The organism is Pseudomonas sp. C11 (assembly GCF_034683865.1).
Taxonomy (GTDB): domain Bacteria; phylum Pseudomonadota; class Gammaproteobacteria; order Pseudomonadales; family Pseudomonadaceae; genus Aquipseudomonas.
Window position 1 is genome coordinate 184,816 of sequence record NZ_JAWIIP010000005.1, and the last position, 24,267, is coordinate 209,082.

The following is a 24,267-nucleotide window of genomic DNA, read 5'->3' on the forward strand; positions in this document are numbered from 1 at the left end:
TCATCAACGGGAAGCGATGGGCGGATTGTCGGCCAGTGCCAGGTTCAGAGCCAGCACATTGACCACAGCCGGGCCAAACAGCGGGCGCTCGGTATGCGCCTCGACCAGGCGCAGCAACTCGGCCTCGGCCAGGCCACGGGCCTTGGCGATGCGCGGAATCTGCCAGGCGGCGGCCTCGGGCGATAGCTGCGGGTCGAGGCCGCTGCCCGAGGTGGTCACCAGTTGCATCGGCACTGGCGCCTGGCTGCTCAGTCCGGCACTGGCCTGCTCGATGCGCTCGCGCAGCTTCGGGTTGCTCGGCGCCAGGTTGCTGGCGGCGCTGGCCACGGTGGCGTAGTCGCCAGCCGAGGGGCGTGGCTGGAACCACTGATCGCCGTCGAAGGCCTGGGCGATCAGGCGGCTGCCGCGCACCTGGCCGGCATCGTCACGCACCAGGCTGCCGGCGGCCTGATCGGGGAATGTCAGCTGGGCCACACCGGTGACCACCAGCGGATAGGCCACGCCGGTGAGCAGGGTCATCAGCGCCAGAGTGGCGATGGCGGGGCGGATAGAGTCGAGCATGATGAATCTCCGATATCGATTCTTTGCTGGTGTAGGCGCGAATTCATTCGCGATGGTCTTGGCGCCGTGCCAGCCATTTCGCGGATAAATCCGCTCCTACAGCACCTTCAGACAGCACTGTTAAACCCAGCCCAACCCCACCAGCAGCAGGTCGAGCAGTTTGATCCCGACGAAGGGCGCGAGCAGCCCGCCGAGGCCGTAGATCAGCAGGTTGCGCCGCAGCAACTGGCCGGCATCCAGCGCCTGGATGCGCACGCCGCGCAGCGCCAGCGGAATCAGCGCGACGATGATCAGGGCGTTGAACACGATGGCCGAGAGGATCGCGCTCTGCGGGCTGTGCAACTGCATCAGGTTGAGCGTGCCAAGCTGCGGGTAGATGCCAGCGAACAGCGCCGGGAGGATGGCGAAATACTTGGCCACGTCGTTGGCCACCGAGAAGGTGGTCAGCGCGCCACGGGTCACCAGCAGCTCCTTGCCCACCTGCACCACGTCGATCAGCTTGGTCGGGTCGCTGTCCAGATCCACCAGGTTGGCAGCCTCGCGGGCGGCCTGGGTGCCGTCGTTCATGGCCAGGCCGACGTCGGCCTGGGCCAGCGCCGGGGCGTCGTTGGCGCCGTCGCCACACATCGCCACCAGCTTGCCTTCGGCCTGCTCGGCGCGGATGCGCGCGAGCTTCTTCTCCGGCGTGGCCTCGGCGATCACATCGTCGACACCCGCCTCGGCGGCGATGGCGGCGGCGGTCAGCGGGTTGTCGCCGGTCACCATCACGGTGCGGATGCCCATGGCGCGCAGCTCGGCGAAACGCTCGCGGATGCCCGGCTTGACGACGTCCTTGAGGTGGATGGCGCCGAGCAGGCGCCCATTACCGGCCACCAGCAGCGGCGTGCCGCCGCTCTGGGCGATCTTCTCCACCTCGCGCGCCAGCGGTGCCGACAGATCGGTACGGCCCTGGCCGAGGTAGGCCAGCACGGCATCCACCGCGCCCTTGCGATAGGCCACGCCGTTCACATCGGCGCCGGACAGGCGCGTCTCGGCGCTGAAGGCGATCAGCGTCATGCCGCTGCGCTCGGGCACCTCCATCGGGTGCAACGAGGCCAGGTATTCGACGATGGACTTGCCCTCCGGCGTGTCGTCGCCCTGTGAGGCCAGCAGCGCCGCTTCAGCCAGCTCCGGCGTGGCCACGCCCGGCGCCTTGACCATGGCGCTGCAGCGGCGGTTGCCGAAGGTGATGGTGCCGGTCTTGTCCAGCAGCAGGGTGTGTACGTCGCCGGCCGCCTCCACGGCGCGGCCGGACTTGGCGATGACGTTGAGGCGCACCAGGCGATCCATGCCGGCGATGCCAATGGCCGAGAGCAGGCCGCCGATGGTGGTCGGGATCAGCGTCACCAGCAGCGCCGCCAGGTAGATCAGCGGCAGGTCGCCACCGGCGAAACGGGCGAACGGCTGCAGCGTGGCCACCACCAGCAGGAAGATCAGGGTCAGGCCGATCAGCAGGATATCCAGCGCCACCTCGTTGGGCGTCTTCTGCCGGCGCGCGCCTTCGACCAGGGCGATCATACGGTCGAGGGTGGACTCGCCGGGGTTGGCGCTGATCCGCACCAGCAGCCAGTCCGACACCAAACGGGTGTTGCCGGTGACCGCCGAGCGGTCGCCGCCGGACTCGCGGATCACTGGCGCGGACTCGCCGGTAATCGCCGCCTCATTGACCGCCGCGACGCCTTCGATCACCTCGCCGTCGCCAGGGATCAGCTCACCGGCCTCGACCCGCACCACATCGCCCTTGCGCAGGCTGCTGGCCGGGACAGACTGGAACTGCGCGCCGACCTGTTTGTTCGCCATCAAGCCCTGACTGCCGGACTTGAGGCTGTCGGCGCGGGCCTTGCCACGGCCTTCGGCCAAAGCCTCGGCGAAGTTGGCGAAGAGCACGGTGAACCACAGCCACAGGGCGATCTGCACACCCAGGGCAGTGCTCACGGCAGGGCTGGGGACGAAGCACAGCACGCTGGTGACCAGCGCCGTCAGCTCCACCACCAGCATCACCGGCGAGCGCACCAGTTGCCGTGGGTCGAGCTTGACGAAGGCCTGCTTGAGGGCCGGGCGCCACAGCGCGCCGAGGCCGGTCTGCGGCTGGCTGCTGGACGATTTGGCGCTGCGTTGCGCCGTTACGGGGGCATTCATCACGGTTTCTCCTTCAGAACGCCAGGTGTTCGGCCAGCGGGCCCAGGGCCAGCGCCGGCATGAAGGTCAGGCCACCCACCAGGAGGATGGTCAAGGTCAGCAGCACGACGAACAGCGGCCCATGGGTGGGAAAACTGTTCTGCCCCTGCGGCGCGGCGCGCTTGGCCGCCAGGCTGCCGGCAATCGCCAGCACCGGCAGGATGTAGCCGAAGCGCCCGAGCAGCATGGCCAGGCCAAGCATCAGGTCGTGGTAGGGGGTGTCGGCGGTGAAGCCGGCGAAGGCCGAGCCGTTGTTGGCGGTGGCCGAGCCGTAGGCATACAGCGCCTGGCTGAAGCCATGCGGGCCGGTGTTGCCGATGGACGCCGCCGGGCCGGCAAAACTCACCGCCAGGGCACCGAATATCAGCACGCCGACCGGCATCACCAGCAGCGTGGCGACCATCAGGCGCACCTCGCGCGCTTCCAGCTTCTTGCCCAGGTAGGCCGGGGTGCGGCCGATCATCAGGCCGGCGAGGAACACCGCGATCAGCACGAACAGCAGCATGCCGTAGAGGCCCGCGCCGACGCCGCCGAAGACGATCTCGCCGAGCAGCATATTGACCAGCGGCACCAGCCCACCGAGGGCGCTGAAGCTGTCGTGCATCGCGTTCACCGAGCCGTTGGACGCCGCCGTGGTGGCCGCAGCCCAGAGCGCCGAGGCGAAGCTGCCGAAGCGCGCCTCCTTACCCTCCAGCGAGCCGACCTGCTCGATCGGCAACCCCGCCAGCGCCGGGTTCGGCTGCAACTCCGCCCAGGCGCACACCCCCAGGCCGATGGCGAACAGCACCAGCATGCTGGCCAGGATCGCCCGGCTCTGGCGCAGGTCACGCACGTAATGACCGAAGGTGAACACCAGCGCCGCCGGGATCAGCAGAATCGACGCCAGCTCCAGCAGGTTGCTCAGCGCCGTGGGGTTCTCGAACGGATGCGCCGAGTTGACGCCGAAGAAGCCGCCGCCATTGGTGCCCAGTTGCTTGATGGCGATCTGGCTGGCCGCCGGCCCCATCGGCAAGGTCTGCTGACTGCCCTGCAGGGTGGTGGCGGAGATGTAATCGCTGAAGTTCTGCGGCACGCCCTGCCACACCAGCAGCACCGCCAGCACCAGGCACAGCGGCAGCAGGCCGTAGAGCACGGCGCGGGTGATATCGACCCAGAAGTTGCCCAGGCGGTCGCTGGACTGCCGCGCCAAACCTCGGCACAGCACCACCAGCACCGCCAAACCCACTGCCGGGCTGACGAAATTCTGCACGCCGAGGCCGAGCATCTGGCTGAAGTAACTCAGCTGCACCTCACCGCTGTAGGCCTGCCAGTTGGTGTTGGTGACGAAGCTCACCGCCGTGTTGAACGCCAGCGGCAAGCTCAGCCCGGCGAGCTGCTGCGGGTTGAGCGGCAAGCCGCCCTGCAGCAGCAGAATGCCCATCAGCGCCAGCAGGCAGACCAGGGTGAAGGCCAGCAGCGCCAGAGCGTAACCGCGCCAGCTCTGCTCCTGCTCCGGATCAATGCCGGCCACGCGGTAGCACAGGCGCTCCACCGGCTGCAGCACGGGGCTGAGCCAGGTGCGCTGGCCCTCCATCACGCGGTAGAAATAGCGCCCGAGAAAAGGGGCCGGTGCCAACACCAGCACAGAGAAAGCCGCCAGCAGCAGCCAGTCGTAGTCATGCATGGCCGTCTCCTCAACCACGCCCTGCGGTGAGCAGCGCCACCAGCAGATAGGCGAAGAGGCCGACCACCAGGATCAGCGACACACCATCGATTGCGTTCATGTGCAAAGCTCCACGATGCGGGGAATCCGCTCGCGAGCATTGTCGAAAGGCTGCCCGTAAAAATTCGATTGCCGCCCCGCCGCCAGGGCGTAAAGAAATCGTATGGATGCACAGAGATCAGCCCTGTGGGAGGCGCTTCAGCGGCAACAGGGCAGCTACGCGGCATGCACATGGCACCCGTAGGGTGGGTTAGCGGCGCAAAAATCCTCACTAACAGCCACGCCCCCACTCAACGCGCCGCGTAACCCACCAAGCGATGCCAAGCCAGACACTCAACCCAACAAGCGAACCACCAACCCCACCAGCGCACAGGCCATCAACGTCTCGATCACCCCACGCTTGAAGCCCAGCAACGCCACACCCGCACCCAGGGTAATCAACGCCGACACCCCATCGAACTCACCAGCAAAGCCCTGCGGCCAAAGCACGTGATAACCAAAGAACAGCGCCAGGTTGAGAATCACCCCGACCACGGCGGCGGTGATGCCGGTCAGTGGCGCGGTGAACTTCAACTGGCCGTGGGTCGACTCCACCAGCGGCCCACCAGCGAGGATGAACAGAAACGACGGCAGAAAGGTGAACCAGGTGACCAACGCCGCCGCCAGCGCGCCACTGGCGAAGGCCGAATCGCCCCCGAACAGCGGCTGGCCGTAGGCGCCGACGAAGGCGACGAACGCCACCACCATGATCAACGGCCCCGGCGTGGTTTCACCCAGCGCCAGGCCATCGATCATCTGCCGGGGCGACAGCCAGCCGTAGTGCTCGATGGCGCCCTGGTACACATAAGGCAGCACCGCATAAGCGCCGCCAAAGGTCAGCAACGCCGCCTTGGTGAAGAACCAGCCCATCTGCGTCAGCGTGCCCTGCCAGCCGAACGCCAGGGTCAGCAGGCCCATCGGCAGCAGCCAAAGCACTGCGCCGACCAGCAGAATCAGCGCCAGCCGGCTGGAGCGAAAATGCGTGTGCGCCAGGCGCGTCTCATCATCGATCAATGCCGGCGCATGCGCCCCGCCAGCCTCGCCATGCCCGGCGCCGACCGCGAAGTGCTGAGGCGCCAGCCGCCCGCCGATGTACCCCACCAGCGCCGCGCCGAGCACGATCAGCGGGAACGGCAACTGCAACGCGAAAATGGCGACGAATGCCGCCGCCGCGATAGCCCACAGCCAGGCGTTCTTCAACACCCGCCCGCCGATGCGCCAGGCCGCCTGCACCACGATGACCGTCACCGCCGGCTTGATGCCATAGAAGATCCCGGCCACCAGCGGCACATCGCCAAACACCAGGTAGACCCAGGACAGCGCGATCAGGATCAGCAGCGACGGCAGCACGAACAGTGCCCCGGCGATCACCCCGCCCCAGGTGCGGTGCATCAGCCAGCCGATGTAGGTGGCCAACTGCTGCGCCTCCGGCCCGGGCAGTAACATGCAGTAGTTCAGCGCATGCAGAAAGCGCCGCTCAGACAACCAGCGGCGTTTCTCCACCAACTCCTGATGCATGATCGAAATCTGCCCCGCCGGCCCGCCGAAACTGATCAACCCCAGCTTCAACCAGAACCAGAAGGCCTGCAGCAAACTGACCGGGGCGTGACGTTCAGACAATTCGGACATTAAAGGGCTCCAGCGACTGCAAATCGACCGGCCACTATAGCCACGAAAGATGACAGCCGCGCGACACCGCACGAAAAACAACCAGCCCCATGTAGCCCTTGCCCCACCTGGCCTGGACGAGTTTTCCCGCATCTTATCCACAGTGCTTTCCCCAGATTCTGTGCACGACGCCCGGCAATACGCTTCTGCGCTGCTCTGCTGTTGAAAACCCGAGCCAAGTGATTGATTAAAAGTGATATTCCGCTTGGCGATAACGCCAGCAAAGCGTCAGTGGGTAAAAACTGAACGCCCTCACGAGACCCGCTTGAATGCTAGACGCAGAGGGCTTTTGCAAAGGTTATCCACAACGCTGTTAACAGAATTTGTGGGTGGGTTTGGGCAGGTCTGGAGCGGCGTTTCTCTAACGGCAAACCACCTGCCTGGCATTTTGCCTGCTTGACGTGGACAAAGCGGCTAGGGATGGACTAGGTTTTGGACTGAACGCTGCTGCTTCGCCGGTTCAGCAGCTCGGATTTGCCGTCACCCATATCCCATTTTCTCTCTGTGCTTGTTGCGTTTTGCCGCGCCCGCTCCCATGCACAGGGTAAAGGCTTACAGGACGACAAGGGATGTTATGCGACAGATCTTGTGTGGAAACACGAAATAGATATCGACCAATTAATAGTTAGACCCTAGAAAGAAAAATATTGATTGAGCACTAACCGCACATAAGACAGGGAGCGTACTGCATGAAATATTTATTTAAATCTTTAGCCCTTATCTCCGCCCCAATGATTTTATCGAGCTGCGCGTTCTTCAATACATACCACAACCAGGATAATATCTCATCTCCCGGAAATACATCTGTAGATGCAAAACAGCGTTTTTTGATATATGGAAGCGCCCCTGAAACAACTGTCATAAAGAAATATATTGATGGACAGCTTACTGAAACAAAAGGAGAAAGACTTATTTATTGTGCCGAACCAAGTCCCGATGCGCTTTCAGCTTTTACTGCTTCTTTCGACCTCTCTGCAGTAAAGCCAGAAGTTGCTGAAGCCGCCCTCAAAGGAGCTTTTGGAGAATCCGCAGCGACTATTGGCATTCGTACTCAATCTATTCAGCTATTGCGTGATGCCATGTATAGAAACTGTGAAGCCTATCTCGCCGGCGCAATATCAAAGCCTGACTTCACTGCATTACAAAAAAGCTATCAGAAGTCCATGGTAACTCTTGTAGCTATAGAGCAATTGGCTCGTGCAGTTGCACCTGGACAAGTCACGATAAATACAACAGCAGACAGAACGGCTTCACAAAATATTGTAGAGCTGAAAAAGATGATAGATAAGTCTTCAGCTAGTGTAGCTGAGCTTCAAGCGAAGAAAGAGGAGGCAGATAAAAATTTGTCTGACTCAAAAGAGATACTAAAGGATAAGGTAAAAAAACCTGATGGCTCTGCACCTGCTAATTTTGATGAGGCAAAGGCCATATGTGATAGCGACTCTGAAAAGAACAATGAGCATTGCAATGAATATTCAAATCTCACGACAAAACAAAAACTCGCTGAAGACACCTTAAGCAATGAGCAAGCTGTCAAAAAGCAATTACAATCTATGTTTGAAAAAATCAACAATGACCCTAACCTATCAATTAAAGCAACAGCTTCAACCTCCTACAATTTAAAAGGCGCTCAGCAATCCTCAGAAGTTAGCCAACACGTTGCAAACACCGTTCAAGCTTTAGTCTCCATGGTTTACATGGATGACTTCATCCAATCTTGCACGGCTAAAGTTTCAACCATTGAGAAAAAAATTGAAAACATTAAGAATATTCAGCCACAGATCCACAATGGAACAGTCAACGCTAGCAAATTATTAGAAGACCTGAAAAATGCTACTGGGCCTGTTCAATTGAAGCTATTTGAGAGCCCTCAATTTTCCACAAAAAATCTAACTTCTACAGCCGCAACTCAACTAAAGAATGAAGCAATCAACGAGGGTAACAAAAAGCTAGCAGATGCAGAAGACAATTGTGACAAAGTTATTTCTTCATACGCAACCGCGCTTGGAAAAGCCGCGTCCAATTAATCGCATCCGGGCCGAACAAATTACTGAGGACAGAAAAGGGGATAGATTTATTTAACGGTCTCCCAGCCGAAAATAAATCCCCACTTTCCGAGTAATCGTCACGCCCGCGAAGGCGGGAGCCCAGACGTTTCGTTTCCTCTGGATGATTCCCCGTCGAGCCAACGCAATTGCTGCTCAGAAGAGAAGGGAACAGATTTGTCGACGGCCTTTGCAACCTGTGAATGTTCAAAACAGCGCCCCCATAGTGAGAATGCGGGGAGTATCAGGATCGAACCGCAAAATAAATTTGCCTCCTCTCCCGACCGTTCTGCGCCCCATGAAAAACGCCCGATAAATCGGGCGTTTTTCATGGGGCGGTATGTGTCGCTTACATGCCAGCCGCTTTCAGCAGGGGATTGCCGTTGGAACCGGCACCACCATTGGTCTTGTAGGCGTCCAGCAGTTTGCCGGCCTTGCTCCACTCGAACACGGTCGACTCATTCTTGTTGGGAGCGCCCGGCAGAGCGGTGATCAGGCTGTAGTCGTATTTCCATATTTCTTTACCGCTCAACTCCGACTTGGCGTTCGGGTAGCCAATCTGCTTGACGACTTCATCCTGAGAGGCACTGGCGCTCTTCAGTTGCTGCACCGTTTCAGGGGCGATGTAGGTGCCCGTCTCATAGTCCAGCGGCGTACGCCCACCACACCCTGCCAGCAGGATCAGAGAAAGGGCTGCCACGGCAGTGAGAGTTGTCTTGTTCATGATGGATATCCTTGATTCGATCCGTCCATAGCGCAAACGGGATCCTTTTCGTTGCAAGAGAGAAGCCACGGACAGAAGCGTGAAAAAAGGAGGATAGGGACGTGCAGGACAGTCAGCCATAACACAGATGACCTAATAGCCCTGTGCCACATCGGCGAGTGAAAGGGGAGATTCCTTGACGGTCGTTGCAACCGCCAGAAGCCCGGCGCGCATGGCGCACCCTACGGCGGAAATTCCCCCTTTCCCGCGAATGAACGCATTGGCTTCATGCCCGCTATCTCTCGCAAACGAGGCCCCCGGATTGCATCTGGACCACGCCGAACAGGTGCACCCGACGCGAACAAAAAAATCGGGCCTGACGGCCCGAGAAAGTACTCCACCTTGAAGAGTTCGTTTACAGCGCGTGCGACTGGTACAGCTCGGTCAGCGCCTCGCCACGCAGGTAGGCCAGCTCCGCCGAGCGGCGGTCGCGGGGGCGGGCCAGGGGGACGGCCAGTTCGCGTTGCAGGCGGCTTGGCGTGCCGCCGAGGATCAGCACGCGGTCGCTTAGATAGAAGGCTTCGTCGAGGTCATGGGTGACCAGCAGCACGGCGATCTCGTAGCGGGCGGCCAGCTCCACCACCAGATCCTGCAGCTTCATGCGGGTGAAGGCGTCCACCGCACTGAAGGGCTCATCCAGCAGCAGCACCTGCGGTTTGCCGTACAGCGCACGGGCGATGGCCACACGTTGGGCCTGGCCGCCGGAGAGGTGTTTGGGCAGCGCCTCGCCGCGTCCGTGCAGGCCGACGTCACGCAGCAGTTGTTCAACCCACTGGTCGTCAGCCACCCAGCCATCGGCGAAGCCGACGTTCTGCGCCACGCTGAGCCAGGGCATCAGCCGGGGTTCCTGGAACACCACGCCGATGCCGCTGCCGCGACCGAAGTTGAGCAGCGGGTTGAGTTCCAGCCCGCCCTGATAGTCCTGATCCAGCCCGGCAGCGATGCGCAGCAGGGTGCTCTTGCCGCAGCCGGAGGGGCCGAGCAGGCTGACCACTTCGCCAGCAGCCAGGCTCAGGCTGACGTCTTCGAGCACACGTACGTCAGCGAAGGCCTTGTGGATATTCTGCAATTTCAGCAGCGCACTCATGCTCCGCCCTCCCCGCCCTGATAGCTGTCGCGCCAGCGCAGGGCGCGGGTTTCCCAGGCCTTGAGCAGGCTGTCGCTGAGTTTGCCGAGCAGCGCCAGCAGCAGGATCGCGGCGATCACCAGATCCGGCCGCGAGGTTTCCCGGCCGTCGCTGAGCAGGTAGCCGAGGCCACGGGTGGCGGCGATCAGTTCGGCAGCGACGAGGAACATCCAGCTCAGGCTGAGCGCGCCGCGCAGGCCGGTGAACAGGCTCGGCAGCGCAGCGGGCAGGAGGATGCGGCGCACCAGCGCCAGGGACGACAGGCCGTAGAGCCGGCCCACTTCCACCAGTTTGCGGTCGATGTTGCGGATGCCGGCGAGCAGCGCCAGGTACACCGGGAAGAAGGCGCCGAGGGCGATCAGGACGATCTTCGGCGTTTCGTCGATGCCCAACCAGAGCAGCAGCAACGGCACCCAGGCCAAGCTGGGAATCGCCCGCAGCGCCTGGAAGGTCGGTTCCAGATAGGCTTCGGCGCGGCGGCTGAGGCCCACCCAGGTGCCGATGACGATGGCTAGCGCGGCGCCGATGGCAAAACCGGCGCCGACGCGCAGCAGGCTGGCGTTCAGATGCCGCCACAGCTCGCCGCTCTGCGCCAGCAGGTACAGGGTTTGCGCCACCTGGCTCGGCGCGGGCATCTGGTGCGCGGGTAATACGCCGCTGCGCACCAGGGTTTCCAGCAGAGCCAGAATCAGCAGGGGCACCACCCAACCACGCAGGTCGGTCAGTGCCGGCCGCCAGCCCGGAAGCCGTTCGGCCCAGCGGCCGATGACGAGGTTGAGCGCGCCCATCGGTCAGTTCCCCGCCTTGGCCACGTTGCTGCCGATCACCTGAGCGGCCAGTTGCGGCTGGATCAGTTGGTCGACCACCTGGGCTACATCGGTGCCCGGACGCACCAGTTGCTCGTCGAGCAGGATGGGCGCGGCAGCTTTCAGCGCCTTGATGTGTTCGGCGCCCGGCTGCGGGTTGCTGAAGTCGGTGCGCGACAGTTGCAGCTTGGCCACTTCCAGCGGCAGTTTGGCTTCGTCGGCGAGCAACTGGGCCAGGGCATCAGGGTTGGCGATGGCCCACTGGCGCGCCTGCTCGTAGGCGGCGATCACCTGCTTGATCAGCTCAGGCTGCTCCTTGGCGAAGGTCTCGGTGACGCTGAGCACGCTGTAGCTGTTGAAGTCGCGGTTGCGGTACAGCAGGCGCGAACCAGCCTGCAGCTCGCTAGCCGCCATCAGCGGGTCGAGCCCGGCCCAGGCCTGCACATCGCCACGCTCAAGGGCGACGCGACCGTCCGGGTGTTGCAGGTGGACGATTTCCACATCGTTCTTGTCCAGCCCGGCCTTCTGCAGGCTTTGCAGGAGGAACAGGAAAGGGTCGGTGCCCTTGGTGGCGGCGATCTTCTTGCCCTTGAGGTCGGCCAGCGACTGGATGGGCGAGTCCTTGGGCACCACCAGCGCTGTCCACTCCGGGCGGCTGGCGACGTAGACGGTGTTGATCGGCGCGCCGTTGGCGCGGCTGAGCACGGCGGCCAGGCCGGCAGTGGAGGCGAAATCGGTGCTACCGCCGTTGAGGTATTCCAGCGAGCGGTTGCTGCCCTGGCTGAATACCCATTTGACGGCGATGCCCTGCGGCGCGAGGGCTTTTTCCAGCAGGCCCTGTTGCTTGAGCACCAGACTGGTAGGGGCGTAGTAGGCGTAGTCCAGGCGGACTTCTTTTGGCGGTGCAGCGTGAACAACGGTGGGCAACCAGGCGGCAAACAGGGCCGCCAGGCCAACGTGCAAGGCATTCTTTTTCATGGTCATCTCCTCATGGATAAATGGCCTTCCGGCCCGTTGGCGGGCCGGTCAGGAGATGTCACTGGGGTTAGAACCTGCCCAAAGGATCGCGAGCTAGAGCGATGCAAGGCAAAAAGAGGCGAGGAAGCGGAGTGTACTTTTGTACATGAGCATTCCGAGCCTGTTTTTAACGCAGCAGTGCCGACGCGCAGCAGACTTTGGGCAGGTTCGTGGGTTACAGCAGGGTCAGGGTGTAACTCAGGATCAGGCGGTTTTCGTCGGCGTCGGTGGCGACGTTGCCGCGCTGGGTCGCGTTGCGCCAGGACACGCCAAGGCCTTTCAGCGGCCCATCCTGCAGGGTGTAGTCGAGGCGGAAGTCGCGCTCCCACTCCTTCAGGTCACCGTTGGCGGAGTCGACGTTGTCGCCCTTGAGGTAAGCGACGCTAGCCTTCAGGCCCGGTACGCCGAGCTTGGCGAAGTCATAGCCGTACTCGGCCAGCCAGGTGCGCTCGCCGGCGTTCTGGAACTTGCCGATCTGGCGGTCGGTGATCAGGTAGGACGAGGAGCCGCCACCCTGGTTGAGGAACGGGAAGGCGCTGTCGCCTTCGACCTGCTGGTAGCCCAGGCTGGCGAAGTGGCTGCCCAGGGTGTAGGTGAACAGCGCGCTCCAGGTCTGGTTGTCGACCTCGCCGGTGCTGCTGTCGCCGGCACGCCAGTAGCCGGCGCTGCGGTAGCCATCGGCACGGCCGGAGGCGCTGCCGTTCTTGCCGTCGGAGTTGCTGTCGAAGTAACGCAGGTCGGTCTTCAGCGAGCCCGGGCCGATGGCCCAGTTGTGCACCAGGCCAAGGAAGTGCTGTTTGTAGAAGTCTTCCAGGTTGCCGTAGTAGTACTGCAGCGTCAGATCCTTGGTCAGCTTGTAGTCACCACCGGCGAAGTAGAACTTGTTGGTGTCGGCGTCACCGGTAGCGCCGGCGATACGCAGCGCGATGTCGTCGGTGGAGCTGCGGGTCTTGGTGCTTTCCAGCTGGCCGGCGGTCAGGGTCAGGCCGTCGATCTCGTTGGAAGTGATCTGCCCACCCTCGAAGGTCTGCGGCAGCAGGCGGCCGTCGTTGAAGGTCACCACCGGCAGCTTCGGCAGCAGGGTGCCGATACGCGCCTCGGTCTTGGACAGGCGCACTTTGGCGGTCACACCGGCCTTGCTGTAGTCGTCCACGGCGCTGCCGTCGCGCTCCAGCGGGAAGAGTTGACCGGGGGTGCGATCACGACCGGTCTTGCTCGCGGTGCCGCCGGAGTCCAGTTTGACGCCCAGCAGGCCGATGGCGTCGAGGCCGAAGCCGACGGTGCCTTCGGTGAACCCGGAGGTGTAGTTGAAGATGAAGCCCTGGCCCCACTCCTGCGCCTCGCCGTTGTTGTTGGCGGTGTTCTTGGTGTTGAGGTCGTAATAGAAATTGCGCAGGCCGAGGCTGGCCTTGCTGTCTTCGATGAAACCGGCGGCAGTCGCTTCGATGGCCAGAGCGGCCAGGGCGACGGCCAGCGCCAGATTGGACTTGTTCATGCTCGATGCTCCAGATGCTGTGTGCTGTTCGGGTTTGGCACTGCACAGGGGCTCGGCAGGACAGCGGACATGGCGCTGGTCTCGGCGGATTGGCATACGAACCTGGTCACGATCTGCTGCGCGTCGGCCATGCTGCGTTGAAACCAGGCTCGGGCGCGAGTCCGATCAAAATGCTCATTTACAACTCGTAAACTGCGCTTTTTCGCCTGATTTCGCCTTGCCTGACTCTAGCTCGCGAGATCGGGAACAGGTTCTAAGAGCCCCTGATTCGGGCCCGATGCGGTGGTCCGCTGTCGGCTAGTGGCTAATCTACGAGACGAGCGTTAATCCCTAAAAAGAATTATTTTTCACTTTGTAGTAACAAAAAAGAATATATGGAAATAGATTGACGCTCGTAGGGCGTACCAAACAGCCGGCGTCCCGGGCCGCGCTCCGGTCGCCCGAATGACCGATGTTTCGGGCCGATATGCACCTAAGCTAATTCCCAAAAATTATTTGATGAGTATTTTTTAGATCGTCTAGCTTCTCTCCACCGGATCACCGGACTTCTTTCCCTAAACACTGAAGTACGCGTGATCTGCCGCACCCCATGGCCGGCACGTGTTCGTATCGAGAGCCGCCATGCCCAACACTCATTCCAAGCGCAGCACACTGATCGCCGCCTCGCTGGCCATCGGCCTGCTCGTCGCTCCGCTCACCGAAGCCGCCGAGCACCTGCGCATCGGCTACCAGAAATCCTCCACACTGATCAGCCTGCTGAAGAGCCAGGGCACCCTGGAAAAAGCCCTGGCAGATCAGAACATCAGCGTCAGCTGGCACGAATTCCCCAACGGCCAGCCGCTGCTGGAGGCACTCAACGTCGGCAATATCGACCTCTCCGCCGATGTCGCCGACACCGTGCCGGTGTTCGCCCAGGCCGCCGGTGCCGACCTCGCCTACTTCGCCCAGGAAGCGCCCTCCCCCAGCGCCCAGGCGATCATCGTGCGCGAGGATTCGCCGATCGAAACCCTGGCCGACCTCAAGGGCAAGAAGGTCGCCGTGACCAAGGCAGCCGGCGTGCATTACCTGCTGATCGCCGCGCTGCACAAGGCCGGCCTGAAATTCAGCGACATCGAACCCGCCTACCTCACCCCAGCCGATGGCCGCGCGGCCTTCGAGAACCGCAAGGTCGATGCCTGGGTCACCTGGGAGCCTTTCTTGAGCGGCGCACAGCAACAATTGCCGACGCGCATCCTGGCCGACGGCAAGGGCCTGGCCGACTACCAGCGCTATTACCTGACCAGCGCCACCTTCGCCAAAAGCCACCCGCAAGTGCTGCAGACCGTGTTCGCCGAACTGGTGAAGACCGGCGACTGGCTGCGCGCCAACCCGCGCCAGGCGGCTGAAATTCTCGGCCCGCTGTGGGGCAACCTAGACCCGGCCATCGTCGAGAAGGCCAACGCCAGGCGCAGCTACCAGGTACGCCTGGTGCAGCCGGACAGCCTCGCCGAGCAGCAGAAGATTGCCGATGCCTTCTTTGGCGCCGGCCTGCTGCCGAAATCGGTGGATGCACGCCAAGTGAGCATCTGGAGCCCAAAATGAGCGCCGAGGCCCGCCTGCATCCCAGTCTGCGTGACGAGCCGCTGTTCGCCGCGCACCTGTTCCCCGTGGATTTCGGCAACCACACGGCCAAGGTCGAGCGCCTGGCCCGGCGCCTGGCGGCCAGCGCGGTGGAGCGTGATCGTGCTGGCGGAAGCGCCCAAGCCGAGCGCGAATTGTTGCGCGACAGCGGTCTGCTGACTCTGGCCGTGCCGCAGCAGCACGGCGGCCAGGGCGTGGCCTGGCCGGAGATCTACCGCATCGTGCGCTACCTGGCGGCGGTGGACAGCTCGCTGGCCCACCTTTTCGCCTTCCAGCACCTGCAGGTGGCGACCCTCCTGCTGTTCGGCAACCCCGATCAGCAGCGCCACTGGCTGACGCGCACCGTGCAGGAGCGCTGGTTCTGGGGCAACGCCACCAACGGTCGAGACACCGGCCTCACGCTCGCCCCGCGCGAGGAACATTTCGAGCTCAACGGCAGCAAATCGTTCTGCTCCGGTGCACTCGGCGCCGACGCACTGGTGGTCGGCGTGCAACGCAGCAAGAAGCCGGAAGACCGCGTCTTCATCGTGCTGCCCAGCCAACGCGAAGGGCTGGCGGTGAACAGCGACTGGGACGGTTTCGGCCAACGCCAGACCGACAGCGGCACGGTGCAGTTCGAGCAGGTATTCGTCGACGCCAGCGAGCTGCTCGGCCCGGTCGGCCCCAGCCCGCGTACCACCCTGCGCGCCTGCCTGTCGCAACTGATCCTCACCCAGCTCTACCTGGGCAATGCCCAGGGTGCGCTGGACGCCGCTCGACGCTACACCCGCGAACAGAGCCGCCCCTGGCTCGCATCGGGCGTGAACAACGCCTGCGAAGATCCCTTTATCCAGCAGCGCTATGGCGAGCTATGGCTGCGTTATCGCAGCGCCCTGCCCCTGGCCGAACACGCCGCCCAGCGCCTGCAAGCCGCCTGGGAAAAACCGGCGCTGACCGCAGCCGAACGCGCTGAGGTGGCGCTGGCCATCAGCGAGGCCAAGGTGGTGGCGGTGCGTGCTGCATTGGAGATCACCAGCCAGATATTCGAGGCCATGGGCGCCCGCGCCACCAGCTCGCGCTACGGCTTCGACCGCTTCTGGCGCAACGTGCGCGTGCACAGCCTGCACGATCCCATCGACTACAAAGTACGCGACCTCGGCCACTGGCTGCTCAGCGGCCAGGGCCCGCAGCCATCGCTATACGGCTGATCGGGGGAGCCAGCAGGTATTGTAGGAGGGGCTTTAGCCGCGACCCTGTAGTGGATGCAAACCGGTGCCTGTGGCGGGATTGCCCCGGCTTGCATCCGGGCGGCCTTCCGCCCCGACAGCCAAAGCGACCGGGCGAAAAAGCATCAACCTCGCTCAGCCCTTGCTCCACCTGGCCTGGGCGAGTTTTCCCGCATCTTATCCACAGTGCTTTCCCCAGATTCTGTGCACGACGCCCACCAAGGCGCACCTGCCCTGCTCGACTGTTGAAAACCCAAGCCAAGTTATTGATTAAAAGCGATATTCCGTCTGGTGATAACGCCAGCAAAGCGTCATTGAGCAAAAAATGAGCGGCCCGCCGTGACCCGCCTGGATGCTAGGTGCGGCGGGCTTTTGCAAAGGTTATCCACAGCACTGTTAACAGAATTTGTGGGTGGGTTTGGGAAGGTCTTGATCGCCATTTCTCCAACACCAAGTAGCCTGGATAGAGCCAAGCGAGAGCCGAGGCAATTGCGGTGATGGGTTTCGCGCCATCCTATGGTCGTTGATCTGCGTACATCCGCGCGCTGTGATGGGCTGTTCGCTTCGCGACGAGCGGCCGGCGTCCCTGGCCGCCCTACGTCAGGCTTCCTTGCTTGGCGAAGCATCCTCGAAGCGATTCACCTTGCGCAGGCTCTTGAAGCCGAGCATCCAGCCGCCGGTGACCGTCAGGGTGCAGGCGCAGCCGAGCAGCGCGGCCGGTACCACGCCGAACCAGGCAGCACTGGTGCCGGCGCGGAATTCGCCCAGTTCGTTGGAGGAGCCGATGAACAGCATGTTCACGGCGTTGACCCGACCACGCATGGCGTCCGGGGTGGAGAACTGCACCAGCGAGGAGCGGATATACATGCTCACCATGTCTGCACCGCCAGCCACCACCAGCGCGGCGAAGGACAGCCAGAACAGGCTGGATAGGGCGAACACCAGGTTGGCCACGCCGAACAACGCCACCGCGCCGAACATCACCAGGCCGACATGGCGGTTGAAGGGTTTCATGCTCAGGTACAGGCCCACCGACACCTCACCGATGGCCATGGCGCTGCGCAACAGGCCGAGGCCGGTTGGGCCGACTTCCAGCACTTCCTGGGCGTAGATCGGCAGCAGCGCCACCACGCCGCCAAGCAGTACGGCAAACAGATCCAGCGAGATGGTGCCGAGGATGATCGGTCGCGTGCGGATGAAGTGGATGCCGGCGGTGAAGCGCGCCCAGGCGCCAGCCTCCAGCGCCTGCATCTTCTCCGCATAGAGCACCGGCACCCGCTGCAGCAGCACGCAGCCGGCGAGGAAGCAGGCCAGGCACACCGAGTAGGTCAGCCCGCCGCCACCGATGGCGTAGAGGCCACCACCGATCACCGGCCCGGAAATGGTCGCGCCGCGCATGATCATGCTGTTGGCGGCGATAGCGGCGGCCAGGCGCTCGCGCGGCACGATCTGCGGCAGCAGGCTCGACAGCGCCGGCCCGGTAAAGGCACGGCCGCAGCCGTACAGCACCAGCACCGCGTAGTACCAGACGACCGGCGCGCCGCTCAGCGACAACCACAGTAGCGACCCGGCACACACAGCCTCGACCAGCCAACTGAGCATCAGGATCAGCTTGCGGTCGTAGCGGTCGATCAGGTCGCCAGCCGGCATCAACAGCAGCAGCATGGGGATGAACTGGGCCAGGCCGACATAGGCCAGCGACAGCGGATCGCGGGTCAGGTCATAGACCTGCCAGGCGACGACGATGGCCTGGATCTGTACAGCGAAGACCACGACGATGCGGGCGATGAGAAACGCCAGAAAACCGGGAAGGCGATAAACAGAAGCGGGAGCAGCAGCGGACACGGTGCAAACCTCGAGGCATGACCGGTCGGTTCCGGTCGAGGTGGGCCGGCCAATCTACGGCAAAGCTCCGGCCTGGGGCAAACCAGTGAACAGGTTGTTGCGCGGGTTGCTCCGTTGCGAGATAGCGACCGAAATATTTTGGGCAGGGTCGACGAATCTTGTGCAGTCGCGGCTGAAGCCCCTCCCACGCTCCGTGCGGTTGCGAGCGGTATGGTTCAGGCCTCGCTCCGGTGGGAGGTGATTTGGCGGCGAGCCGTACCATCGCGGCTGAAGCCGCTCCTACGGGCATAGCGTGCCAGCGCAGGGGGCAGACGACTTTGGTAGCCTTGTCCGAACGTTTTTTACGGAAGCCTCGCCATGCCGCTCACCCCCGACGAACTCGCGCAGATCAGCGCCCTCACCCTGGCCCACTACCAGAACAGTGCCGAGGATTTTCGCGAGGGGACGCGCGACCATGACGTGAGCCAGAACATCGCCGCGCTGCTGCGGCATATCGAGGGCGAGAAGCCCTGGCGCATTCTCGATTTCGGCTGCGGGCCGGGGCGCGACCTGCGCACCTTCAGTGGCCTGGGCCACGAAGCTATCGGCCTGGATGGCTGCGCCGAGTTCGTCGCCATGGCGCGTGCCGACAGCGGCTGCGAGGTGTGGCAGCAGAGCTTTCTCGAACTGGATCTGCCGGCCGGGCATTTCGACGGCATCTTCGCAAACGCCAGCCTGTTCCATGTGCCGGATCAGGAACTGCCGCGTGTACTCGGCCAGTTGCATACGGCGCTCAAGCCCGGCAGCGTGCTGTTCAGCTCCAACCCGCGCGGCGAGAACCAGGAAGGCTGGAACGGCCCGCGCTACGGCAGCTATCACGATCTCGAACGCTGGCGCGCGCGGCTCACGGCGGCCGGCTTCGTCGAGCTGGAACACTACTACCGCCCCACCGGCCTGCCACGCGACCAGCAACCCTGGCTGGCCAGCGTGTGGCGGCGTGTCGGTTAGCTCACCGCGCCTCGCCCTAGTCGAATACGGGACGGAAGAAGCTGCGTTCGTAACTGAGGATGCAGCGCGTCTCTTCGGCGTAGCGGAAGGCCGCCTGGCATTCGGCGTCGGCGAATGAGTCCTGACGATAGCGCTCGTAGTCGGTATCGCCGACGCAGCCCGGCTGTTGGGCGTGCCTGGCAACACTCCAGGCGGTGACTAAGTGGCACGACCTCGCCACAACATCAGCGCCAGGCCTGCGACCCAGATCACCGAGATACCGTAATTGATGCGCTGATACAGGCCGAACGAATGCCCGGCCTCGACCGCCTGAGCCATCAGCACCACAGTGGCCACAGCCAGCACGGTGCAGGCGAGGGAGAACAAGCCGAAACCACGCGACCCCAGCAGACGTCTGCTGGCAAAGGCCCAAAGCAGGCTGCCCAGGGTCAGCGAGAGGAACATCACCAGACCAGCCAGGTTGTGCATCTGCTGCGAGAAAGATGGCTGGGCGGGGGCGCAACCCTGATCGCAGGCGAAGTAGCCAGTGGCGAAGCTGGCTAATCCATGGGCGAAGATCAGCAGCGCACTGCACAACGCCAGCCGCGAGCCTCGCACCTGGCGCATGACGCCAACGGCAAAGAGCACGAAGAACACGCCCAGTGGCAGGTTGTTGACCCAGGCCGAGAAGCCCTGAGTGGGTGAGCCCTGCGCCCCTAGTTGGCTCATGGCCTGATCCAGGTGGCTGTAACCGGGATATGCCAGCGCGGTCAGCAACACCCCGAAAAATAGCCAGAGCGGTATCAACACGCCCACGCCGAGCAACATCCGATCCATGTCTTTCATAGGTCCCTGTTCCTTTTCCTTACGAGTAATTAATGCGCTTTCAGCGACGGCAGCAGCGCGGTGAGGATGCCCAGCAGCGGCAGGAAGGAGCAGATCAGGAACACCTCCTCGATGCCGTGGATGTCCGCCAGGTAACCGAGCAGCGCGCCGCCGATGCCGCCGAAGCCGAACATCAGGCCGAAGAACAGCCCGGCGATCATGCCGACATTGCCCGGCATCAGCTCCTGGGCGAAGACCACGATGGCGGAGAATGCCGAGGCTAGGATGAAGCCGATCAGCATGCTCAGCACGCCCGTCCAGAACAGGTCGACGTGCGGCAGCAGCAGGGAGAACGGTGCCACGCCGAGGATGGAGAACCAGATCACCCGCTTGCGTCCGATGCGGTCGCCGATCGGCCCACCGAAGAAGGTGCCAGCGGCCACCGCGCCGAGGAACAGGAACAGGTAGAGCTGCGAGGTGGCCACCGACAGATCGAACTTCTCGATCAGAAAGAAGGTGAAGTAGCTGGTGAAGCTGGCCATGTAGAAGTACTTGGAGAACACCAGCAGCGCCAGGATCAGCAAAGCGAACTTCACCCGCCCGGCCGATAGACCATGGGTAGCCACGCCGCCCTGCTTGAGCTTGAACAACGTCAGGTGGTGGCGATACCAGCGGCTCAGGCCGTACAACACGATGATGGCGAAGGCGGCGAACAGGCCGAACCAGGCGACGTTGCCCTGGCCGTAGGGAATGATGATGGCCGCCGCCAGCAGCGGGCCGAAGGCGGTACCGGCATTGCCACCGACCTGAAAGGTGGACTGCGCCAGGCCATAACGACCGCCCGAGGCCAGACGGGCGATGCGCGACGCCTCGGGGTGGAAGGTCGAGGAGCCGACGCCTACCAGCGCTGAAGCCATGAGGATCGCCGGGAAGCTGCCGACGAAGGCCAGCATGAGGATACCGACCAGGGTGCACAGCGAGCCGGCCGGCAGCAGCCAGGGCTTGGGATGGCGGTCGGTGTGGTAGCCCACCCACGGCTGCAGCAGCGAGGCGGTGAGCTGGAAGGTCAGGGTGATCAGGCCGATCTGGGCGAAGCTCAGGCCGTAATTGAGCTTGAGCATCGGGTAGATGGCGGGCAACACCGCCTGGATCAGGTCGTTGATCAGGTGCGCCAGGGCACAGGCGCCGATCACGCGCATCACCAGAGTGTTGGCCTGGCTGACGGGCGAGGCGCCGGCCAGGGAGGTAGCGGCAGGGCTGCTGGACATGCTTGAAGCTTCCGAACGAGGTGAGGAACGCCGCTATGCTAGGCTGCGCCCAATCGCCTGTCTCACGAAGATCGGGAAACAACCCTCGCAAAAAAGGCATCCCCATGCGCTTACCTGACAAACTGTTGGCCGAGATCGATGCATCGCCCTGGCTGGTCAGCAGCAGCGCCACCGATTACCCGGTCAATGCCGTCATCGAGCCGCACTCGCACCGCAACAAGCACCAGCTGATCTACGCCATTTCCGGGGTGATGGTGGTGACTTCGGCGATGAACCAGTGGACGGTGCCGCCGAGCCGCGGCATCTGGATGCCTTGCGGCCAGGTGCATGCGATCCGCTGCGTCGGCAGCGTGAAGATGCGCAGCATGTTCGTGCGCCCCGACAGTCTGCCGGACATGCCCGCCGAATGCCGCGCCGTGGCCATTTCGCCGCTATTGAGCGAGCTGATCCGCGCCGCCGTGGACATCACCCAGCCCTACGCCGAGGACTCGCGCGAGGCGCGGGTGATGCGCCTGATCATCGATGAGCTGCGCATCCTGCCCACCCTGCCGCTGCACCTGCCGCAACCGGCCGACCCGCGCCTGCTGCCGATCTGCACGACGCTGCAGGACGATCCCGGCGACGCCTCCACCCTGGCCGACTGGAGCACTCGCCTGGGCCTGGACGAGAAGACCATCCAGCGCCTGTTCCAGAAAGGTACCGGCATGACCTTCGGCCAGTGGCGCCAGCAGGCGCGCCTGCTGCTGGCACTGGAGCGCATCGCCCTGGGTGAGAAGATCATCGATATCGCCGGGGAGTTGGGCTACGAAAGCCCCAGTGCCTTCACCACCATGTTCAAGAAGCAGTTCGGCCTGACGCCTAGCCAGTTTTTCAAGTGATGCGCGGTGGGCGGTTCTTGAGCGGCGATTATCGCGGCTGAAGCCGCTCCCACACTGCACGCGTCAACATCGGAGTGCAGCCGTTCAACCACGCACCGTAGGAGCCGCTTCAGCGGCGAGCTTTTGTCGATGGATACAGGAGGTAGCATGGCCAGAGCCGAAAGCCCCTCCCACACTGCATGCGTCAACATCGGAGCGCAGCCGGTCAGGCAACACACCGTGGGAGGCGCTTTAGCGGCGAGCGGTTCTATCGCGGCTGAAGCCGCTCCTACGTCACGTGCCCAGGCTGTCGCCGGATGGCGGCTCGGGGGAGAGGTAGCTGACCAGTTGCCGCGCATGGGATGACAGCGCCTCCCAACTGCGCACGCACAGACGCAATTCGCGGGTGGCCCAGACGTCCTCCAGCATCACCACCGCCACCGGCAGTTCCTGGGCGAAGCGGGTCGCGGCGACCTCGGGCAGCATGGATACGCCAACGCCCTGCGCCACCAGTTGGGCGATGGCGTCGAAGCTCGGCGCACGCACCCGTACCTTGAGCGGCAAGGCATTACGCACCGCCATGTACTCGACGAAGCGCTGCATCGCCCGCTCCGCCGGCAGGCAGACGAAGGGGTAGTTGAGCGCATCGCGTAGCGAGGCCGCGCGCTGGCCGATCAGCGCATGCCCGTGCGGTACCAGCATCACCAGACGGTCGTTGCGAAACGGCAGCGACAGGAGTTCATCGGTAGGCAGGTTGCCGTCGTACACACCGATGTCGATGGCGCCCTCCCGCACCGATCTCAGCACGGCCTTGCTGCCCTGCTCGGCCAATTGCAGATCCACTTCCGGGTAGTCGGCCAGGAAGGGGCCGAGCGCCGCCGGCAGGAAGGTGCTGTTGGCCACGGTGGACGCACCCAGGCGCAGGGTGATGCGCCGCTCGCCCCTGAGCTCCTCGACGGCCTGGGTGAGCAAACGGGCTTCCCTCAGCACGCCCTGGCAGGCTTCCAATACCAGGCGCCCGGCCGGCGTCAGAGTCATGCCGTCGCTGCTGCGCACGAACAGCGTCAGGCCGCAGCGCTCCTCGAACAGGCGCAGGCGGGTGCTGGCTGCCGACACCGCGACGGGAAAGGTCGCCGCCGCCTTGCTCAGGCTGCCAGTGGCGGCAATCGCCACGATCAGGCGCAGGTCGGGCAGGTCGAAATGCATAGAGCTTTCTCCAAATCAGAACGCCATCTTCGTGAATTTGCGATTCTGGCCAATTTGTTTTCCATCCAGAATAACAGCTCACTCCACTGTCGCAGCTCTGTCCATGAATGCCATGACCGCCTCGTACCGCCGCAGCCTGGATAACGGCGTGCTGTTCGCCGTGCTCTCGGCCACCGGTTTCAGCCTGAAAGCCATCTTCGTCAAACTCAGCTATGCCGCCGCGCCGGTGGACGCCATCACCGTGCTGAGTCTGCGCATGGGCCTGGCGCTGCCGCTGTTCGCCTGGCTGCTGTGGCTGAGCCGGGGCACCGGGCAAGCTCGCTTGTCAGCCAAGGACTGGGCGCACGTTCTGCTGCTGGGGATGCTCGGCTACTACCTGTCGAGCCTGTTCGACTTCTACGGCCTGCAGTACATCAGCGCCGGGTTGGAGCGGCTGATCCTGTTCACCTATCCGACGCTGGTGCTGCTGTTGCAGATGCTGGCGATGGGCGAGCGACCGGGCCCGCGCACCTTCCTCGCCCTGGGTCTGTGCTACCTGGGCCTGAGCATCGCCCTGGTGCATGACATCCGCGTCGAGGGCGACAGCGAGCAGATCCTGCTGGGCGCTGCCTGGGTGTTCGCCAGCGCGGTGACCTACGCCCTGTACTACCTGGGCACCGGCGTGGTGATTCGGCGGGTCGGCTCGATGCGCCTGGCGGGGCTGGCCGGCGGTTCCTCGGCGATCATGGTGTTGACCCACTACGCCATCAGCGGTGACCCGACGCAACTGGCGAGCCTGCCGGGCGAAGTGTGGCTGTACGGCGCGCTGATGGCGCTGCTGTCGACGGTGCTGCCGATCTACTGGCTGGCCCTGGCCGTGCAGCGCATGGGCGCCAGCCATGCCGCCCTGTTCGGCAACCTGGGCCCGGTGCTGACGCTGTTCGCCGCCTGGGTGCTGCTCGGCGAGGCCATCACCCTGTACCAGATCGCCGGCCTGGCGCTGGTGCTGCTGGGCGTCTCGCGCCTGTCGACGGGCAAGCGCAAGACGGGCTGAGCC

General features: G+C 63.4%; 20 protein-coding genes and 1 pseudogene. 6 read left to right on the forward strand and 15 right to left on the reverse strand.

From position 1 onward, the window contains the following. Window positions 1–3 precede the first annotated feature (3 nt). The 5 genes from kdpC to chrA form a co-directional block, all read right to left on the reverse strand. The gene (gene kdpC, locus VC352_RS10365) at window positions 4–561 is read right to left on the reverse strand and encodes a potassium-transporting ATPase subunit KdpC (protein ID WP_322979481.1); all 558 of its coding nucleotides are present in this window, start codon (window positions 559–561) and stop codon (window positions 4–6) included. Window positions 562–681: 120 nt separating this feature from the next. After that, on the reverse strand, window positions 682–2,739 hold the full coding sequence (kdpB, locus tag VC352_RS10370) for a potassium-transporting ATPase subunit KdpB (protein ID WP_322979482.1): 2,058 nt from the start codon (window positions 2,737–2,739) through the stop codon (window positions 682–684). A 13-nt stretch (window positions 2,740–2,752) separates the two neighbouring features. Continuing rightward, window positions 2,753–4,441, reverse strand: coding sequence for a potassium-transporting ATPase subunit KdpA (kdpA, locus tag VC352_RS10375; protein ID WP_322979483.1), 1,689 nt, complete (start codon window positions 4,439–4,441; stop codon window positions 2,753–2,755). A 10-nt stretch (window positions 4,442–4,451) separates the two neighbouring features. Further along, entirely contained in the window at window positions 4,452–4,541 is a 90-nt protein-coding gene (gene kdpF / locus VC352_RS10380; RefSeq protein ID WP_017676012.1) for a K(+)-transporting ATPase subunit F, read from the reverse strand. A 272-nt stretch (window positions 4,542–4,813) separates the two neighbouring features. Further along, window positions 4,814–6,148, reverse strand: coding sequence for a chromate efflux transporter (gene chrA / locus VC352_RS10385; protein ID WP_322979484.1), 1,335 nt, complete (start codon window positions 6,146–6,148; stop codon window positions 4,814–4,816). A 728-nt stretch (window positions 6,149–6,876) separates the two neighbouring features. Here chrA and VC352_RS10390 point away from each other — a divergent pair. Further along, entirely contained in the window at window positions 6,877–8,214 is a 1,338-nt protein-coding gene (locus VC352_RS10390; RefSeq protein ID WP_322979485.1) for a hypothetical protein, read from the forward strand. Window positions 8,215–8,581: 367 nt separating this feature from the next. On the opposite strand, the gene VC352_RS10395 is transcribed toward VC352_RS10390, so the two are convergent. From VC352_RS10395 to VC352_RS10415, 5 genes are all read right to left on the reverse strand, one after another. Next, window positions 8,582–8,956 (reverse strand): hypothetical protein, encoded by a 375-nt coding sequence (locus VC352_RS10395; protein WP_322979486.1) that lies wholly within the window; start codon window positions 8,954–8,956, stop codon window positions 8,582–8,584. Window positions 8,957–9,350: 394 nt separating this feature from the next. Continuing rightward, window positions 9,351–10,082: an ABC transporter ATP-binding protein gene (locus VC352_RS10400; RefSeq protein ID WP_322979487.1), complete on the reverse strand. Its 732-nt coding sequence runs from the start codon at window positions 10,080–10,082 to the stop codon at window positions 9,351–9,353. After that, complete coding sequence (locus VC352_RS10405; RefSeq protein WP_301406476.1) at window positions 10,079–10,909, reverse strand: ABC transporter permease; 831 nt, start codon at window positions 10,907–10,909, stop codon at window positions 10,079–10,081. The genes VC352_RS10400 and VC352_RS10405 overlap by 4 nt, the downstream gene beginning before the upstream one ends. Window positions 10,910–10,912: 3 nt before the next feature. Further along, window positions 10,913–11,905: an aliphatic sulfonate ABC transporter substrate-binding protein gene (locus VC352_RS10410; RefSeq protein WP_322979488.1), complete on the reverse strand. Its 993-nt coding sequence runs from the start codon at window positions 11,903–11,905 to the stop codon at window positions 10,913–10,915. A gap of 214 nt (window positions 11,906–12,119) precedes the next feature. Continuing rightward, window positions 12,120–13,439 (reverse strand): OprD family porin, encoded by a 1,320-nt coding sequence (locus tag VC352_RS10415; protein WP_322979489.1) that lies wholly within the window; start codon window positions 13,437–13,439, stop codon window positions 12,120–12,122. A 621-nt stretch (window positions 13,440–14,060) separates the two neighbouring features. On the opposite strand from VC352_RS10415, the gene VC352_RS10420 reads away from it, so the two are divergent. Continuing rightward, entirely contained in the window at window positions 14,061–15,020 is a 960-nt protein-coding gene (locus tag VC352_RS10420) for an aliphatic sulfonate ABC transporter substrate-binding protein (protein ID WP_322979490.1), read from the forward strand. Next, a complete protein-coding gene (locus VC352_RS10425) occupies window positions 15,017–16,246 on the forward strand; it encodes an acyl-CoA dehydrogenase family protein (protein ID WP_322979491.1) in 1,230 nt (409 codons plus the stop codon). Before VC352_RS10420 ends, VC352_RS10425 begins: the two co-directional genes overlap by 4 nt. Before the next feature lie 618 nt (window positions 16,247–16,864). Here VC352_RS10425 and VC352_RS10430 read toward each other — a convergent pair. Then, the gene (locus tag VC352_RS10430) at window positions 16,865–18,109 is read right to left on the reverse strand and encodes an MFS transporter (RefSeq protein WP_322979492.1); all 1,245 of its coding nucleotides are present in this window, start codon (window positions 18,107–18,109) and stop codon (window positions 16,865–16,867) included. A gap of 357 nt (window positions 18,110–18,466) precedes the next feature. Between VC352_RS10430 and VC352_RS10435 the strand changes: the two genes are divergently transcribed. Then, window positions 18,467–19,096, forward strand: a complete 630-nt coding sequence (locus tag VC352_RS10435) for a class I SAM-dependent methyltransferase (protein ID WP_322979493.1) — start codon at window positions 18,467–18,469, stop codon at window positions 19,094–19,096. A 16-nt stretch (window positions 19,097–19,112) separates the two neighbouring features. Here VC352_RS10435 and VC352_RS25410 read toward each other — a convergent pair. From VC352_RS25410 to VC352_RS10450, 3 genes and pseudogenes are all read right to left on the reverse strand, one after another. Then, a pseudogene (locus VC352_RS25410) lies at window positions 19,113–19,238 on the reverse strand (NIPSNAP family protein); the annotation flags it as partial. Window positions 19,239–19,294: 56 nt separating this feature from the next. Then, window positions 19,295–19,921, reverse strand: a complete 627-nt coding sequence (locus VC352_RS10445) for a DUF998 domain-containing protein (protein WP_322979494.1) — start codon at window positions 19,919–19,921, stop codon at window positions 19,295–19,297. A 29-nt stretch (window positions 19,922–19,950) separates the two neighbouring features. Beyond that, the gene (locus tag VC352_RS10450; protein WP_322979495.1) at window positions 19,951–21,168 is read right to left on the reverse strand and encodes an MFS transporter; all 1,218 of its coding nucleotides are present in this window, start codon (window positions 21,166–21,168) and stop codon (window positions 19,951–19,953) included. 104 nt (window positions 21,169–21,272) lie between these two features. Between VC352_RS10450 and VC352_RS10455 the strand changes: the two genes are divergently transcribed. Further along, window positions 21,273–22,046, forward strand: a complete 774-nt coding sequence (locus VC352_RS10455) for a helix-turn-helix transcriptional regulator (protein ID WP_322979496.1) — start codon at window positions 21,273–21,275, stop codon at window positions 22,044–22,046. A 273-nt stretch (window positions 22,047–22,319) separates the two neighbouring features. On the opposite strand, the gene VC352_RS10460 is transcribed toward VC352_RS10455, so the two are convergent. Further along, entirely contained in the window at window positions 22,320–23,231 is a 912-nt protein-coding gene (locus VC352_RS10460; RefSeq protein ID WP_322979497.1) for a LysR family transcriptional regulator, read from the reverse strand. Window positions 23,232–23,334: 103 nt separating this feature from the next. On the opposite strand from VC352_RS10460, the gene VC352_RS10465 reads away from it, so the two are divergent. Beyond that, on the forward strand, window positions 23,335–24,264 hold the full coding sequence (locus tag VC352_RS10465; protein WP_322979498.1) for a DMT family transporter: 930 nt from the start codon (window positions 23,335–23,337) through the stop codon (window positions 24,262–24,264). Window positions 24,265–24,267 lie beyond the last annotated feature (3 nt).

What these genes read in the sequence shown, in the direction of transcription:
- VC352_RS10420 (WP_322979490.1), top strand. Translation starts at nt 14,061, where the DNA reads ATGCCCAACACTCATTCCAAGCGCAGCACACTGATCGCCGCCTCGCTG.
- VC352_RS10410 (WP_322979488.1), bottom strand. Translation starts at nt 11,905, where the DNA reads ATGAAAAAGAATGCCTTGCACGTTGGCCTGGCGGCCCTGTTTGCCGCC.
- VC352_RS10415 (WP_322979489.1), bottom strand. Translation starts at nt 13,439, where the DNA reads ATGAACAAGTCCAATCTGGCGCTGGCCGTCGCCCTGGCCGCTCTGGCC.
- kdpC (WP_322979481.1), bottom strand. Translation starts at nt 561, where the DNA reads ATGCTCGACTCTATCCGCCCCGCCATCGCCACTCTGGCGCTGATGACC.
- VC352_RS10405 (WP_301406476.1), bottom strand. Translation starts at nt 10,909, where the DNA reads ATGGGCGCGCTCAACCTCGTCATCGGCCGCTGGGCCGAACGGCTTCCG.
- kdpA (WP_322979483.1), bottom strand. Translation starts at nt 4,441, where the DNA reads ATGCATGACTACGACTGGCTGCTGCTGGCGGCTTTCTCTGTGCTGGTG.
- VC352_RS10390 (WP_322979485.1), top strand. Translation starts at nt 6,877, where the DNA reads ATGAAATATTTATTTAAATCTTTAGCCCTTATCTCCGCCCCAATGATT.
- VC352_RS10455 (WP_322979496.1), top strand. Translation starts at nt 21,273, where the DNA reads ATGCGCTTACCTGACAAACTGTTGGCCGAGATCGATGCATCGCCCTGG.
- VC352_RS10435 (WP_322979493.1), top strand. Translation starts at nt 18,467, where the DNA reads ATGCCGCTCACCCCCGACGAACTCGCGCAGATCAGCGCCCTCACCCTG.
- chrA (WP_322979484.1), bottom strand. Translation starts at nt 6,148, where the DNA reads ATGTCCGAATTGTCTGAACGTCACGCCCCGGTCAGTTTGCTGCAGGCC.
- kdpF (WP_017676012.1), bottom strand. Translation starts at nt 4,541, where the DNA reads ATGAACGCAATCGATGGTGTGTCGCTGATCCTGGTGGTCGGCCTCTTC.
- VC352_RS10460 (WP_322979497.1), bottom strand. Translation starts at nt 23,231, where the DNA reads ATGCATTTCGACCTGCCCGACCTGCGCCTGATCGTGGCGATTGCCGCC.
- VC352_RS10465 (WP_322979498.1), top strand. Translation starts at nt 23,335, where the DNA reads ATGAATGCCATGACCGCCTCGTACCGCCGCAGCCTGGATAACGGCGTG.
- VC352_RS10425 (WP_322979491.1), top strand. Translation starts at nt 15,017, where the DNA reads ATGAGCGCCGAGGCCCGCCTGCATCCCAGTCTGCGTGACGAGCCGCTG.
- VC352_RS10450 (WP_322979495.1), bottom strand. Translation starts at nt 21,168, where the DNA reads ATGTCCAGCAGCCCTGCCGCTACCTCCCTGGCCGGCGCCTCGCCCGTC.
- VC352_RS10445 (WP_322979494.1), bottom strand. Translation starts at nt 19,921, where the DNA reads ATGAAAGACATGGATCGGATGTTGCTCGGCGTGGGCGTGTTGATACCG.
- VC352_RS10395 (WP_322979486.1), bottom strand. Translation starts at nt 8,956, where the DNA reads ATGAACAAGACAACTCTCACTGCCGTGGCAGCCCTTTCTCTGATCCTG.
- kdpB (WP_322979482.1), bottom strand. Translation starts at nt 2,739, where the DNA reads ATGAATGCCCCCGTAACGGCGCAACGCAGCGCCAAATCGTCCAGCAGC.
- VC352_RS10400 (WP_322979487.1), bottom strand. Translation starts at nt 10,082, where the DNA reads ATGAGTGCGCTGCTGAAATTGCAGAATATCCACAAGGCCTTCGCTGAC.